Origin of the sequence: Pantoea sp. R102 (genome assembly GCF_004916815.1) — a bacterium.
In the GTDB taxonomy this organism is placed as follows: Bacteria; Pseudomonadota; Gammaproteobacteria; order Enterobacterales; family Enterobacteriaceae; genus Pantoea; species Pantoea dispersa.
Genome location: NZ_SDFT01000095.1, coordinates 1 through 12,233, shown reverse-complemented (window position 1 = coordinate 12,233; position 12,233 = coordinate 1). Strand labels below are relative to the sequence as shown.

At 54.6% G+C, this 12,233-nt stretch carries 12 protein-coding genes and 1 other annotated feature; of the genes, 4 read left to right on the top strand and 8 right to left on the bottom strand.

The window, feature by feature from the left end; translation table 11 throughout:
• Nucleotides 1-79: 79 nt before the first annotated feature.
• The 4 genes from ERD80_RS22480 to topA all read right to left on the bottom strand — a co-directional run bounded on the left by ERD80_RS22480 (nt 80) and on the right by topA (nt 4,675).
• Nucleotides 80-256 carry a hypothetical protein gene (locus ERD80_RS22480; protein ID WP_021314644.1) on the bottom strand — a complete coding sequence of 59 codons (177 nt, stop codon included), beginning with the start codon at nt 254-256 and terminating at the stop codon, nt 80-82.
• A 3-nt stretch (nt 257-259) separates the two neighbouring features.
• The gene (locus ERD80_RS11080; protein WP_136546929.1) at nt 260-418 is read right to left on the bottom strand and encodes a YmiA family putative membrane protein; all 159 of its coding nucleotides are present in this window, start codon (nt 416-418) and stop codon (nt 260-262) included.
• A gap of 492 nt (nt 419-910) precedes the next feature.
• A complete protein-coding gene (gene cysB / locus ERD80_RS11075) occupies nt 911-1,885 on the bottom strand; it encodes an HTH-type transcriptional regulator CysB (RefSeq protein WP_021510116.1) in 975 nt (324 codons plus the stop codon).
• Between the two features lie 192 nt (nt 1,886-2,077).
• Entirely contained in the window at nt 2,078-4,675 is a 2,598-nt protein-coding gene (gene topA / locus ERD80_RS11070) for a type I DNA topoisomerase (RefSeq protein WP_136546927.1), read from the bottom strand.
• Nucleotides 4,676-5,045: 370 nt separating this feature from the next.
• Here topA and ERD80_RS11065 point away from each other — a divergent pair, with 370 nt between their 5' ends.
• The gene (locus ERD80_RS11065; protein WP_136546925.1) at nt 5,046-5,294 is read left to right on the top strand and encodes a YciN family protein; all 249 of its coding nucleotides are present in this window, start codon (nt 5,046-5,048) and stop codon (nt 5,292-5,294) included.
• A 27-nt stretch (nt 5,295-5,321) separates the two neighbouring features.
• On the opposite strand, the gene sohB is transcribed toward ERD80_RS11065, so the two are convergent.
• Complete coding sequence (sohB, locus tag ERD80_RS11060; RefSeq protein WP_058758624.1) at nt 5,322-6,368, bottom strand: protease SohB; 1,047 nt, start codon at nt 6,366-6,368, stop codon at nt 5,322-5,324.
• Nucleotides 6,369-6,542: 174 nt separating this feature from the next.
• Here sohB and ERD80_RS11055 point away from each other — a divergent pair, with 174 nt between their 5' ends.
• Both ERD80_RS11055 and cobO read left to right on the top strand, forming a co-directional pair.
• On the top strand, nt 6,543-7,307 hold the full coding sequence (locus ERD80_RS11055; protein ID WP_136546923.1) for a YciK family oxidoreductase: 765 nt from the start codon (nt 6,543-6,545) through the stop codon (nt 7,305-7,307).
• Nucleotides 7,304-7,891, top strand: a complete 588-nt coding sequence (gene cobO, locus ERD80_RS11050; protein WP_136546921.1) for a cob(I)yrinic acid a,c-diamide adenosyltransferase — start codon at nt 7,304-7,306, stop codon at nt 7,889-7,891. The genes ERD80_RS11055 and cobO overlap by 4 nt, the downstream gene beginning before the upstream one ends.
• Nucleotides 7,892-7,924: 33 nt before the next feature.
• Here the strand turns inward: cobO and rluB are convergent, their stop codons facing one another.
• On the bottom strand, nt 7,925-8,803 hold the full coding sequence (gene rluB, locus ERD80_RS11045; RefSeq protein WP_021510110.1) for a 23S rRNA pseudouridine(2605) synthase RluB: 879 nt from the start codon (nt 8,801-8,803) through the stop codon (nt 7,925-7,927).
• A gap of 818 nt (nt 8,804-9,621) precedes the next feature.
• Between rluB and ERD80_RS11040 the strand changes: the two genes are divergently transcribed.
• The gene (locus ERD80_RS11040) at nt 9,622-10,278 is read left to right on the top strand and encodes a serine protease (RefSeq protein ID WP_211145584.1); all 657 of its coding nucleotides are present in this window, start codon (nt 9,622-9,624) and stop codon (nt 10,276-10,278) included.
• On the opposite strand, the gene ERD80_RS11035 is transcribed toward ERD80_RS11040, so the two are convergent.
• Together ERD80_RS11035 and ERD80_RS11030 are read right to left on the bottom strand one after the other, a co-directional pair.
• Nucleotides 10,279-10,899, bottom strand: coding sequence for an L-threonylcarbamoyladenylate synthase (locus tag ERD80_RS11035; protein ID WP_021510107.1), 621 nt, complete (start codon nt 10,897-10,899; stop codon nt 10,279-10,281).
• Between the two features lie 12 nt (nt 10,900-10,911).
• Entirely contained in the window at nt 10,912-11,796 is an 885-nt protein-coding gene (locus ERD80_RS11030; RefSeq protein WP_088517175.1) for a PHP domain-containing protein, read from the bottom strand.
• Between the two features lie 155 nt (nt 11,797-11,951).
• Nucleotides 11,952-12,056 (top strand) — a sequence feature (Trp leader region).
• The last annotated feature ends 177 nt before the right edge of the window (nt 12,057-12,233 follow it).

Below are 12,233 nucleotides of genomic sequence, written 5' to 3'. Positions count from 1 at the left end.
CGGGCTTTTAACGTGCCCACCGGAGAGTCCGGTAAAATGCGCGACAGTATGTCTTAATAAGAATTGGACGCAGACTGCGTTATTTAGACTTCGGATCCATGAATGATTCAATAAAGCTGCGCTGCTGCTCACTCAGTTCCCAGGAAGCCGGGATTGCCACTTGCGGTTCAGCAGGCGCTTCTTTGGCTTTGCACACCGGTGCTTTAGGCTGACGTGCAGCGACCGGATATTTACGACTGAGTGTATTTGCCCACATGGCTTAACCCCACATACGCCAAACCATTAACGCCACCACTACCCAGAACAGTGCTGAAGCAGCGAAGACAGTCAACCAGGCTTTGCGACGGATGTTACCTGAACGCTCTACCTTGGTGCTTTTAGCCCGGAAGTCCGGTTGTACAGTTAATCTCGTAGTCATAGTTTTTGATAATCACTCTCAATAAAACGATTGATAACAACGATGAAGATTTAGGACGAATCCTAAACTTGTTAAGTCCAAAAATCCAGTTATTTTTATTGAGCACAACGATTAACGCTATTTATCAAAACCGCCAAAATTGATGAGATAAATTTAAGCACGCTGCAAACTATTAATTTAATAGTTACATTGTAAATTTGGCTTAAACCAAAATTAGATCCACTCTAAATTTGAGTTTAATTTAACGAGCCAGTTAAAAAGCCCTTTCTCATCAGCTCTTAACTGGAGTATGGGAATATTCCTGGCCGTCCGCAAAGCGGCAAAGTAAAAATTGTGTACTGATTCGCATTTAATAAATAACAATGAAAAAACATGTGACGCATGTTTCATTTACAAAAAAATAATGGAATTTTTTGAGGTTCTGCTGGTGCTAAGCGGCGGGAAGTGTGCGGGAAGTCGCTGGACTTCCCGCAAAAATAATGAGTTAGGTGATTACCTGAAAGGAAGCTTGATATCGCGGAACATCGCTTCGATATCTTCGTTTGAGCGCAGCGCCACAGCGGCGTCCACCACGTCTCGCGTCAGATGCGGTGCGAAGCGCTGAATGAAATCATACATATAGCTGCGCAGGAAGGTGCTGCGCCGGAAACCAATCTTGGTAGTGCTATTGGTGAAGATTTCTGAAGCTTCGATGCGCACCAAATCCGGATCGGAAACCGGGTCCACCGCCATGCTGGCAATCACCCCAACCCCCAGGCCTAAACGCACATAGGTTTTGATAACGTCGGCATCGGTTGCGGTAAAAACAATACGCGGCGTTAAACCGGCACGGTTAAAGGCAGTATCCAGTTCTGAGCGGCCGGTAAAACCGAAGGTGTAAGTTACCAGCGGGAAATCAGCCAGCTCCTCAATCGACACATTGGATTTCCCCGCCAGCGGATGATCCGGTGTGACCACAATGGCGCGGTTCCAGTGATAGCACGGCAGCATAATTAAGTCGTCGTACAGGTGCAGCGCTTCGGTGGCAATGGCGAAATCGGCGTTGCCTTTGGAGACCGCCTCAGCAATTTGTGTGGGCGAGCCCTGATGCATATGCAGGGAAACGCGCGGATAGCGTTCGATAAAACCTTTGATTACGCCAGGCAGTGCATAACGCGCCTGAGTGTGGGTCGTGGCCACGTACAGCGATCCTTTATCTGGCCAGGTGTGTTCACCGGCAACCGATTTGATCGCATCCACTTTGGACAAAACTTCGCGGGCAATACGGATAATCTCTTCACCCGCTGGCGTCACCTGCGTCAGATGTTTGCCGCTGCGGGCAAAAATCTGCACGCCCAGCTCATCTTCCAGCATGCGCACCTGCTTACTGATGCCCGGTTGCGAGGTATACAGCCCCTCTGCCGTGGAGGAGACATTGAGGTTGTGGTTAACGACTTCAACGATGTAACGCAACTGCTGCAATTTCATAGTTATATCTTCCCGATAGCGACAGAGGTGCATTCCCTGCAGGCGTGTATCCGCCCTGATGGCGTAATAATGAGGGAAAGCGAGTCAGCAAAAAGCAATAAGCTATAACTACTATATCAGTTAACGTAAGAATGTAGAACGATTAGCTATAAGGATGGGAAAAAGGCCAGCGAACGCTGGCCTCCAGGGGGATTACTTCTTCGCTTCCTGCCACTTACCGTCGATATAGAAAACTGACCAGCCGGTCGCTTTGCCCTCTTTTTCTGAGGCAACATACTGCTGTTTAGTCTTACGGCTAAAACGCACCAGCGTTTTATTGCCTTCCGGATCCACTGCCGGCGCTTCGGCCAGATATTTCAGTTTCTCCGGCAGACGGTCAGCAAAGCGCTGCAGCTCTTCCACCAGCGGCGCACGGGTTTCACGCGATTTTGGGAAGGTGTTAGCGGCCAGGAACACGCCCGCAGCTCCGTCACGCAGCACAAAATACGCATCCGATTTCTCGCACGGCAGCTCCGGCAGCGGTACCGGATCTTCTTTCGGCGGCGCGACTTCGCCGTTACGCAGAATCTTACGGGTATTTTTACACTCGTCGTTGGTACAGGCCATGTACTTACCAAAACGCCCCATCTTCAGGTGCATTTCAGAGCCACATTTTTCGCACTCAACAATCGGACCGTCATAACCTTTAATACGGAATTCACCCTGCTCGATTTCATAACCGTCACACTCCGGGTTATTACCACAGACGTGCAGTTTACGGCCGTTGTCGATCAGGTAGCTGTCCATCGCGGTGCCGCACTTCTGGCAGCGACGACGGGCGCGCAGCGCGTTGGTTTCGGCATCATCGCCTTCCAGCACGTTAAGCACTTCGTTTTCCGGGATCAGGTTAATGGTCTGCTTGCAGCGCTCTTTCGGCGGCAGTGCATAACCGGAACAGCCCAGGAACACGCCGGTACTGGCGGTGCGAATCCCCATTTTGCGTCCGCAGGTTGGGCAGTCGATGGAGGTCAGCACCATCTGGTTCGGCTGCATGCCGCCCTCTTCCGGATCTTTCTCCGCCTGCTCCAGCTGCTGGCTGAAATCACTGAAGAATGAATCCAGCACCGCTTTCCATTGCGCTTCGTTATTCGCGACCTGGTCGAGACTGTCTTCCATGTGCGCGGTGAAATCATAATTCATCAGCTCACGGAAGTTCTCTTCCAGACGATCGGTAACAATCTCACCCATCTTCTCGGCGTAGAAACGGCGGTTTTCCACCCGCACGTAACCACGATCCTGAATGGTGGAAATGATCGAAGCATAGGTAGACGGACGGCCAATGCCACGCTTCTCCAGCTCGCGTACCAGCGAAGCTTCGCTGAAGCGCGCCGGCGGCTTGGTAAAGTGCTGGCCCGGCAGCAGGGATTGCAGATCCAGCGTGTCGCCCACGTTCACTGGCGGCAGCGTCAAATCTTCATCATTTTTACGCAGCGCCGGCATCACTTTGGTCCAGCCGTCGAAACGCAGCGTACGCCCTTTCGCTTTCAGTTTGAAATCTGCCGCGCCGACGGTCAGCGTGGTGGAATCATATTGCGCGGGCACCATCTGGCAGGCCACGAACTGGCGCCAGATCAGCTGATACAGCTTCTGCGCATCCGCTTCCATATCCTTCAGCTGCTCGGCGGCAACGTTGACATCAGAAGGACGAATCGCTTCGTGCGCTTCCTGTGAATTCTCTTTGCTGGCGTAGGTGTTGGGCGCATCCGGCAGGTAGTTCTTACCGAATTTTTTCTCCACGTAGCCACGCGCCATCGCCACCGCATCCTGACTCAGGTTGGTGGAATCGGTACGCATATAGGTGATGTGACCGGCTTCATACAGACGCTGCGCCATCATCATGGTTTTCTTCACGCCAAAACCAAGGCGGGTGCTCGCCGCCTGCTGCAGCGTCGAGGTAATAAACGGCGCCGACGGTTTGCTGCTGGTCGGCTTGTCTTCACGATCCAGAACGGCGTAACGCGCCTTTTCCAAGATGGCCACGGCCGCTTCGGTTTGCTCGCGGTTCACCGGGCGGAACGCTTTGTCGCCCTGATGCGTCACCCTGACCGCCAGCGCATCGCCTTTCGGCGTCGACAGATCGGCGTCAATTTCCCAGTACTCTTCCGGTACGAAGGCTTTGATTTCTCGCTCGCGCTCCACCACCAGGCGCACGGCAACCGACTGTACGCGTCCGGCCGACAGGCCACGGGCAATTTTTTTCCACAGCAGCGGCGACACCATATAGCCCACCACGCGGTCCATAAAACGACGCGCCTGCTGCGCATTGACGCGCTCAATATTCAGTTCGCCCGGCTTCTCGAACGCCTGACGAATCGCATTTTTGGTGATTTCGTTAAACACCACGCGGCTGAAGCGTTTGTCATCGCCACCGATCACTTCCCGCAGGTGCCAGGCAATGGCTTCCCCTTCGCGGTCAAGGTCGGTTGCGAGATAGATGTGGTCGGCATCGGCAGCCAGGTTCTTCAGTTCGGAGACGACTTTTTCCTTGCCGGGCAGAATCTGATAGTCCGCTTCCCAGCCGTGCCACGGGTCAACGCCCATGCGATTAACCAGCGCAGCCTTTTCATCTTTCTTTACTTTCTTGCCGGTTTTCGCCTTTTCCCCGTCGGCACTTTTACGGGCCGTTGAACCACTGGTCGGCAAATCACGGATATGACCGACGCTGGATTTCACCACGTAGTCATTACCGAGGTATTTATTGATTGTTTTGGCCTTTGCCGGGGACTCAACGATGACGAGTGCTTTACCCATATGTACCTTTACCTAATTGAAACGTCCTGATAAACGGGAGAGGATTGGCAGCCCCAAAACCCAATGGGTTCAATATTGCTGCTGACTTTTTGCTTTTCAAGCCAGCGGGGACAATCTCTGGTCAGATTGCATCGGCATTTGCAACTTGATGATTAAGAGCGAGTTTTCCGTCTGACGGTATCACACATCCTGGTGTGATCTCCCTGAAAGCTGAATCGCCCACACTCTACCTGATAAAATCTGTTACGCAACTTAATTAGCATTCTGTTTAATTTCTCGCCAGTTTTCTGACCGAACGCTGATTTGCTGAACGCACCGACAGGCAAGTAATATAGAAGGAGAAAATTCGCTGTCAAAAAAGAGGTGAAAAATGTCAGCAGAAACGGAATCCATTTCACACCAGGCGCTACTGGAAATCGCTAATCAGCTCATTCAGCAGCACGATGAATATTTTGCCGGGATGGAAGCCACTGAGGTGATTCAGCAGGGCGAGGTTCTGGTGTTTCGCGGCCCGTGGTTCCTCGACGATGAAGGGTTGCCGACCGCCAAAACAACGGCGGTGTTTAACGTGTTTAAGCACCTTGCCGTGGTGCTCTCCGCGCAGTATCACCTGGCATAAAAAAAACCCGGCCTGCGCCGGGTTGGTTCACAACAGCGGTTTATCACCGCGCTGCCAGATTTTCAGAATCAGCCGCTCGGCTGCCACGCTGGCACTGTGGGTCACGCGATCAATCATTTTTTTCTTGCGCGCGAAGTGCACGCCCAGCACGCTAAAACGGTCCATGCGCGCAATGATCAGCGCATCGCTGGTACCAATCTCATCAATCAGCCCCAGATCCAGCGCCTGACGGCCATACCAGTGTTCGCCCGTCGCCACTTTGTCCAGATCCAGCGCCGGACGCATCTGATGCACAAAATCTTTAAACAGCTGATGGGTTTCATTCAGGTCCTCCTGAAACTTCTCCCGCCCTTCCTCGGTATTCTCACCAAACAGCGTCAGCGTACGCTTGTACTGGCCGGCAGTGTGCAGCTCCACATCAATGTCGTTACGCTTCAGCAGCCGGTTAAAGTTAGGGATTTGCGCCACCACGCCGATGGAACCAATGATGGAGAACGGCGCCGCCACGATGCGATCCGCAACGCAGGCCATCATGTAGCCACCGCTGGCGGCAACTTTATCCACTACCGCGGTCAGCTGCAGCCCCGCATCACGCAGACGTTGTAGCTGCGACGCGGCCAGGCCATAACCGTGCACCACGCCACCGGGGCTTTCCAGCCGCAGCAGCACTTCATCACCCGGCTGCGCCACCGCCAGCACGGCGGAGATCTCTTCGCGCAGCGAGCTGACTTCACCGGCGTCCATACTGCCTTTGAACTCCAGCACATAGAGAGTCGGCTTCGCCGCTTCAGTCACACCGGCTTTGGCATTGCGCTTTTCGGCTTTAGCTTTCTGTTTCTCTTCTTTCTTATGCTGCTTCAGCCACACTTTTTGCGCCTGCGGCTTCATCTTCGCCAGCTGCAGGTCCTCTTTCATCTCGCGATAGGCTTCGTCGAGGTGGGTTAAGCGCAGCTGACCGCCGCTGTGACGTTTACGCAGCGCGGCATTGAGCACAATCAGTACAATAGCTGCGATCGCCACCACGACGGTGACGGCCTTGGCCAGAAATAATCCATAGCTGGAGAGTAAATCCATTCTGCCGCCTTATTAAACAGTGAATTACAGTCAAACCCTGAGTTTACCCGCTTTGATGCCGTTCGTCGCCTGAAATGCCGGCAGGCGGCACAGAATGCGCGTTGCGGCGATTGCACCTTGCGCCAAATTGAGGCATAAAGCCCAAAAACCCTCTGACCTGCAAAGGACATCGCTGTGCATTATCAACCGAAAAGCGACCTGCTGGACAATCGCATCATTCTCGTGACCGGCGCTTCCGACGGCATCGGCCGCGAAGCCGCCCTGACCTATGCGCGCTACGGTGCGCGCGTGATTCTGCTCGGCCGCAACGCCACCACGCTGCAGCAAACCGCTGAGGCGATTAATCAGCTCAATAAACAGCCCGCCGCTACGCTGCTGCTGGATCTGGCGCACGCCACACCGGAAAGCTGCCAGCAGCTGGCGCAACAGGTTGCCGCGCTGGTGCCGCGGCTGGATGGCGTGCTGCATAACGCTGGCATTCTCGGTGAGATCGTGCCGCTGGCGGAACTCGATCCGGCGGTCTGGCAGCAGGTGATGCAAATCAACCTCGACGCCACCTTCTATTTAACGCAGGCGCTGCTGCCGCTGCTGCTGAAATCCGACGCCGGTTCGCTGGTGTTCACCACTTCCAGCGTGGGCCGCATCGGCCGCGCGGGCTGGGGCGCCTATGCCGTGTCGAAATTCGCCACCGAGGGCATGATGCAGGTGCTGGCCGATGAGTATAAAAACCGCCATCTGCGGGTGAACTGCATCAATCCCGGCGGCACGCGCACCAAAATGCGCGCCAGCGCCTTCCCGGAAGAGAATGCCAGCCTGCTGAAAACCCCGGCCGACCTGATGCCGCTCTACCTCTATCTGATGGGCGATGACAGCCGCCGTAAAACCGGCATCAGCTACGACGCACAACCGGGGCGCAAGCCGGGACCGGCCAGCGCATGAGCGATCGTCACCAGCAACGCCAGCAGCGGCTGAAAGAGCAGGTTGACGCCCGCATCGCCGCCGCCACCGAAACGCGCGGCATCCTGATGGTGTTCACCGGCAACGGCAAAGGTAAAACCACCGCCGCTTTTGGCACCGCGCTGCGCGCCTGCGGCCACGGTAAAAACGTGGCTGCCGTGCAGTTTATTAAGGGCGAATGGCCCAATGGTGAACGTAATCTGCTGGCGCAGCACGGCGTGGAGTTTCAGGTGATGGCCACCGGTTTTACCTGGGAGACGCAAAACCGTGCCAGCGATACGGCCGCCTGCCAGCAGGTGTGGCAACACGCCAGACGCATGCTGCAAGACGCGTCGCTGGATCTGGTGATCCTCGATGAAATCACCTACATGGTGAGTATGGATTATCTCGATCTGGATGAGCTGATTGCTGCATTGAAGCAGCGTCCGCCGCAGCAAAGTGTGATCATTACCGGGCGCGGCTGTCACCGCACGCTACTGGAACTGGCGGATACCGTCAGCGAGATGCGTCCGGTCAAACACGCGTTTGATGCCGGCATTCAGGCACAGCAGGGAATCGACTGGTAAAAACTGACGCCGCAGGCGCGGCGTCGGGGAGCATCAGGCACCGCGTTTGGTGTTGTTGCGACGCGGGCTGTTATTGCTTACCGCGCTATGGCGTTTCACCGCCCGGCGGATTTGGTTCGCTTTGGTGCGGCGACGATCTTTCTCGACCGCCACTTTGGTCACGGTCTCTTCCGGCAGTCCCACCAGCTTACGCAGGTAGTTGACCGCCGGCAGTTCCATCTCCATCCAGCCGCCGCGCGGCAGACCTTTTGGCAGCTGAATATCGCCGTAGCGCACGCGCATCAGACGGCTAACCTGCACGCCAACCGCTTCCCACAGACGACGCACCTCACGGTTACGCCCTTCCGTCAGGGTGACGTTGTACCACTGGTTAATGCCTTCGCCGCCGGCGAATTTGATGGTTTTGAACGCTGCCGGACCGTCTTCCAGCTGCACGCCCTTGCTCAGCTGACGCACTTTTTCGTCATCCACTTCACCAAATACGCGCACCGCGTATTCACGCTCAACTTCGCGGCTTGGGTGCATCAGGCGGTTGGCCAGCTCACCGTCAGTGGTGAACAACATCAGACCGCAGGTGTTCACGTCCAGACGGCCGACGGCAATCCAGCGTGAACCGCGCAGGCGCGGCAGACGATCAAATACTGTTGGGCGCCCTTCCGGATCGTTGCGCGTGCACAGCTCACCTTCCGGTTTGTAATACGCCAGTACGCGACACACCTCGGTGGCCGATTCAGCAATCGATACCAGATGGCCATCAATACGGATTTTCAGGGTTTTGTCATTTTCGATGCGATCGCCCAGCGTCGCCAGTTTGCCATCGACGCTGATGCGTCCGGCTGAAATCATTGCTTCGATTTCACGGCGCGAACCGTGTCCGGCGCGCGCTAATACTTTTTGTAATTTCTCGCTCATGGAGCTGCCTCGTTGTCGCCTTCCCAGGCGTCGTGGTAATGAAGAGGTAAGATACCGGCGTTACCAGGTCCCGTATCAGAATCTGTGACCGCTTCGCGCCAGGTGCCAGCGCGGACGGCCGGAGATTTTACACCAGCTACAGTTTCGTTAACACCTTTTCCTTTTCTGCCGATAATAAAGCGCCTGTGATCCGGAGGCTGAAGCGGGCAGTAAGGTCATTGATTCAGATTTCTGATTGATTTGCGTAACGAGCGTCAGGATAGCCTGCGCAACCCGCTGAAATTACGTCGTTTTGCCTGAGGCCGTATATTTATTTAATGTTGCGCTGATTAGTGCCGCAATAGATTAAAGAGGCTCACCAGTCTGTTACCCGCAGCGTTCCCGGCCAGGCTGCAGTTGTGCAAACAGAAAATCGGCACAAAACACCAAAATCAGCACAAAGAACTTAATAATGGTGTTAGTAAAGCTAATTACAGCCAGCAGCACCAGCCCTACAGCGGATTGGCGCTGCAGGTTGGATTAAGTCTGTATTTTCGTTTTTATTTGATAAAGATTAAATATGATGAATTGTTCTGCCGCGAAAACTGTGTAAAATTTAATCCTGAATTCGGCTAAGCAGTATCAGAAATTATTTTAATTACTTTTTATAAGCTTTCAAACAACAAGCCATTAACAAATAATGGTACAGCTGGCCTGATAATATAATCCGGCGCGCTCGGGAAATGGCGCGCTAATCGTTTCACGGATTGAATTTAATTTGTCTGTCGAAAGTCTTCACCAGGGATTTTGCTGACAGACATTAAATGAAGACCGCCATCATGAGAACCTCCCTGCTTTGGCCGGCGCTTGCAGCGCTGGCACTGAGCGGCTGTTCCGTGGGCCATACTGAGTACAGTCGTACGGCGCTGCAGCACGTGGATATGAGCGTGACCGGCATCCCGACGGTACTGGGTCTGGGCATCCTCGGTACAACCATTCCGTTAACGCCGGAATACAGTCTGACTGCCGCGCACGTCGCCAAAACCGCCGTGCAGCGCGTGAAGGCTTATCATCCCTATTGCGACGTCGCGATTATTTATCATAAAAACAGCCCGGGTACGCTGGCGAAATTCCGCAGCAGCGCGGTGGGCGAGCCAATTAAAATGTATGGCTACAGTTTTATTTCCGCGATGCCGGTGGAGTCGAGCGGCGTTAATCTGGCGCGCACCGCCATTAATAATCGCTGGAATAAAAAGCCCTGCATGGCAATGGCTTCCGATGCCGGTGTCGTTCAGGGGATGTCGGGTGGAGCTGTCTATAATGCCGACCAGACAATCAGCGGAGTGATTGTGGGTTACAGCCATGAAATTGCTAACGTACGCAGCAAAAAAGTCATCTTAAAAGATGTCTCACTGTACATTCCGTACGGCGATTTCAAACGCTGGCTGGAAGCCAATATCGGCCAGACGCCACAAACAGCGCCCGGCCCGGCGTAATCACAGGAACGGGCGGGTATCGCCTGCCCCTTCACGCACGATGACGGGCGCATCGCTGGTGAGATCGATCACGGTGGTTGGCTGCTGGCCCAGCGTGCCGCCATCGATAATTAAATCCACCAGCTTGCCGATGCTGTGCTGGATCTCTTCCGGATCGGATTCAGTGAAATCATTGCCTGGCAGCATCAGTGAGGTCGACATCATCGGCTCATTGAGGCGTTCCAGCAGCGCCAGCGCCACCGGGTTTGACGGGACGCGCAGGCCGATGGTTTTACGTTTATCGTTCATCAGGCGACGCGGCACTTCTTTAGTGGCCTTCAGAATGAAGGTGTAATTGCCTGGCGTATTGTTTTTCAGAATGCGAAACGCGCTGTTATCCACCTGCGAATAGGTCGACAGCTCAGAAAGATCGCGGCACATCAGGGTAAAGTTATGGTTACCATCGAGCTGACGAATGCGGCAGATGCGTTCCATGGCATTCTTCTCTTCCAGACGGCATCCCAGCGCGTAGCCGGAATCGGTCGGATAGACAATAACGCTGCCTTTATTGAGATAATCCACCGCCTGATTAACCAGACGCGGCTGCGGATTTTCCGGATGAATGTGAAAAAGTTGACTCATAAAAACCTCATATCACCCATCAACGTGCGATCTGACCGGCGCTAAAGCGGGAAAACGCTCCCAGACCGGCTCCACGCCGCCCGGCAGCCATAGCTTGCGCCCCAGTTCAATCCACGGACAGGGTTGGTGAAAATCGGACCCCTGCGAAGCCGCCAGCTGATTATCGCGCGCATAGCTCGCCAGCTGGGTACGTTCATTCGGTGCCTGCTGACACTGCGCCACTTCCATCGCATCGCCGCCTTCTGCGGCAAAATGCGCAATCAGTCGCTTCAGCCATTTGGCCGACAGTCCGTAGCGCGCAGGATGGGCCAGCACCGCCACGCCACCAGAATGATGAATAGCATCAATGGCTTGTTTAATTGTACACCATTGTGGTGGCACGTAGCCGGTTTTGCCGCGCGCCAGATAGTTTTTAAATACCTGCGCCATGTTATCGGCTTTGCCCAGCTCTACCAGATAGCGGGCAAAATGCCCGCGGGTGATCACCCCGCCCTGCGCCAGACGCTGAGCGCCGGCCAGCGCGTCAGGAATGCGCGCGCGCTCCAGCCGTTCAGCAATCAACTCTGCACGTGCCATACGGCACTGGTGCTGCTGCGCCAGAAAAGCGGTTAACGCCGGATGCTGCGTATCAACGTTGAGCCCGACAATATGAATTTCGTGGTTTTCCCACAGCGTCGACGCTTCCACACCGGCCAGTACCCGTAGCGGTAGCTGAAGCTGCTGCACCGCCGCCTGCGCTTCAGCAACGCCCGCCACGCTGTCGTGATCGGTAATCGCCAGCACGCCGACGTGCATCTCAACGGCGCGCTGCACCAGCGCGGTCGGCGTCAGCAAACCGTCAGAAGCCTGGGTATGGCTGTGTAAATCATAAAGTGGAAAACGGGCGATATCTGACAAGGTCACTCCAGCGACTGCATTAAACCGGCTGGCATGATAACGATTTTGCCCGTAACTGAAAAAGGGTATTGACTTTTTTCACCCGAACCAGTTAACTAGTACACAAGTTCACACGTAACGGGTATTTAATCATGGCTCTTATCGGTACGCATGTTAATGGTTGGTGGCGCGATGATCCCTTTCACGGGCGACGTCGTCATGCACATTTTGCGTAACCGCAGTGCAGATACCTGAGCCCGCCACCGAGCGGGCTTTTTTTTGAGCGAAATTCAGAGAATCCATTATGGCTAATGCGAAACCTACATTGAAGTTGATTACCGGTACCGCGCCCTACCGCGAAGATCCGGCCGCAGTGTTTCATCAATTATGCGGCGCACGTCCGGCAACTCTGCTGCTTGAATCTGCCGATATCGACAGCAAGCAGAACCTGAAAAGCC

Coding starts and splice junctions, on each gene's coding strand:
- ERD80_RS22480 (WP_021314644.1), bottom strand. CDS start 256: ATGTGGGCAAATACACTCAGTCGTAAATATCCGGTCGCTGCACGTCAG.
- ERD80_RS11080 (WP_136546929.1), bottom strand. CDS start 418: ATGACTACGAGATTAACTGTACAACCGGACTTCCGGGCTAAAAGCACC.
- cysB (WP_021510116.1), bottom strand. CDS start 1,885: ATGAAATTGCAGCAGTTGCGTTACATCGTTGAAGTCGTTAACCACAAC.
- topA (WP_136546927.1), bottom strand. CDS start 4,675: ATGGGTAAAGCACTCGTCATCGTTGAGTCCCCGGCAAAGGCCAAAACA.
- ERD80_RS11065 (WP_136546925.1), top strand. CDS start 5,046: ATGTCAGCAGAAACGGAATCCATTTCACACCAGGCGCTACTGGAAATC.
- sohB (WP_058758624.1), bottom strand. CDS start 6,368: ATGGATTTACTCTCCAGCTATGGATTATTTCTGGCCAAGGCCGTCACC.
- cobO (WP_136546921.1), top strand. CDS start 7,304: ATGAGCGATCGTCACCAGCAACGCCAGCAGCGGCTGAAAGAGCAGGTT.
- rluB (WP_021510110.1), bottom strand. CDS start 8,803: ATGAGCGAGAAATTACAAAAAGTATTAGCGCGCGCCGGACACGGTTCG.
- ERD80_RS11040 (WP_211145584.1), top strand. CDS start 9,622: ATGAGAACCTCCCTGCTTTGGCCGGCGCTTGCAGCGCTGGCACTGAGC.
- ERD80_RS11035 (WP_021510107.1), bottom strand. CDS start 10,899: ATGAGTCAACTTTTTCACATTCATCCGGAAAATCCGCAGCCGCGTCTG.